This window comes from Sinanaerobacter chloroacetimidivorans (assembly GCF_018128545.1).
Lineage (GTDB): Bacteria > Bacillota > Clostridia > Peptostreptococcales > Anaerovoracaceae > Sinanaerobacter > Sinanaerobacter chloroacetimidivorans.
Genome location: NZ_JAGSND010000053.1, coordinates 1 through 1,435, shown reverse-complemented (window position 1 = coordinate 1,435; position 1,435 = coordinate 1). Strand labels below are relative to the sequence as shown.

The following is a 1,435-nucleotide window of genomic DNA, read 5'->3' as shown; positions in this document are numbered from 1 at the left end:
TGTTCAGCACCCCAAATGTTGGACGTTAATTTAAGCAGCAACTTGGGAATGAGTTCGATATTCAACAGGACTCATTCCTTTTAATTTGCACTTAATCCGTTGATTGTTGTAATAGTAGATATAATCAATGAGTTTGTTTTTGAAATCTTCCATTGATTCGAAGTCTTGTAAATAGAGGAGTTCTGACTTAAGAAGCCCAAAGAAATTCTCCATCACACTGTTGTCAAGGCAGTTGCCCTTCCGCGACATGCTTTGCCGAATTCCCCGTTCGGCAAGCATTTTTTGGATAGCTCTATGCTGATACTGCCAACCCTGATCGGAGTGAAAAATAAGATCGCATTCCTCTGGAATCTTTGCAAAAGCAAGTTCCAGCATATCTGTGACCTGCTTAAGCACAGGGCTGTCATAAATCGTATAGCTTATGATTTCACCATTAAACATATCTAAAACAGGTGACAGATAAAGCTTCTGACCAAACAAGCTAAACTCGGTAATATCAGTAGTCCACTTCTGGCTTGGACGGTCCGCATGGAAATCACGGTTAATCAGGTTCGGAGCTATCTTGCCAACCTCACCTTTGTAGGAACGATATTTCTTCATCCTCACACGGCATGTAAGTAGTTCCTGTTTCATGATCTTCATCACAAGCTTATGATTTGTTTGAAACCCACGTTTATGTAATTCTACCGTCACTCTACGGTATCCATATCGACCTTGATTTTCCTGGCAGATTCTACGGATCTCCACTCGTAAGCCTGCATGACGGTCAGGTCTGTTCAATTTATTGAGAATATGGTAGTAGCTGCTTCTCGGAAGTCCTGCGAGCTTGAGAAGCGCTGGCAGCGGAAATTCTCGCCTTAGTTCAGAGACAGCTCTTACTTTGTCTTCCTTTTTGATTTCTCCCGCTCCTGTACTAAGGCGTTCAATTTTTTTAAGTAGGCATTCTCCATTCGAAGCTGTGCAATCTCTGCCTCCAGCTGTTCTTCCCGTGTTAAATCACGTTTTGGCGGCTCTGGTTTCTTCGGCATTTTAGGTGGCCTGCCTTTCTTTTTAGTCAGCAAACCGGATACTCCACACTCTAAATATCTCTTTTCCCACTGGTGAAGTACTCCATCATTTGGAATTCCAAGTTCGATAGCTGCTAATCTATATGATAAATCATGCTGCCAACGATATTCAATAGCATAAATCTTAAATTCTTGGGTGTAGTGTTTCTTGGTGGAAACAAGTTGCTTTGTACCACCATGAGAAAAATTTGAATACCAGCGTTTTAAAGTGGCTCCCCCAACTCCATACTTCCGAGCCACAGAATTTAAAGACTCACCTTGCTCAACTTCTTTAATTAGTTTCATACGAAATTCTTTACTGAATTTAGTCATAAAAAAGTACACCTCCAAAAGCTAGATTTTTCATCCAACATTTGGGGTGCACTTCA

Annotated in this window: 2 protein-coding genes; both read right to left on the bottom strand. The window is 41.3% G+C overall.

The window, feature by feature from the left end; all coding sequences use genetic code 11:
- Positions 1-30: 30 nt before the first annotated feature.
- On the bottom strand, positions 31-897 hold the full coding sequence (locus tag KCX82_RS22810; RefSeq protein WP_319633374.1) for an IS3 family transposase: 867 nt from the start codon (positions 895-897) through the stop codon (positions 31-33).
- Positions 876-1,379: a transposase gene (locus KCX82_RS22805; RefSeq protein WP_227020737.1), complete on the bottom strand. Its 504-nt coding sequence runs from the start codon at positions 1,377-1,379 to the stop codon at positions 876-878. Before KCX82_RS22805 ends, KCX82_RS22810 begins: the two co-directional genes overlap by 22 nt.
- Between the last annotated feature and the right edge of the window lie 56 nt (positions 1,380-1,435).

Excerpts from the sequence above, each read along its gene's own strand:
- KCX82_RS22805 (WP_227020737.1), bottom strand. The coding sequence starts at position 1,379 with ATGACTAAATTCAGTAAAGAATTTCGTATGAAACTAATTAAAGAAGTT.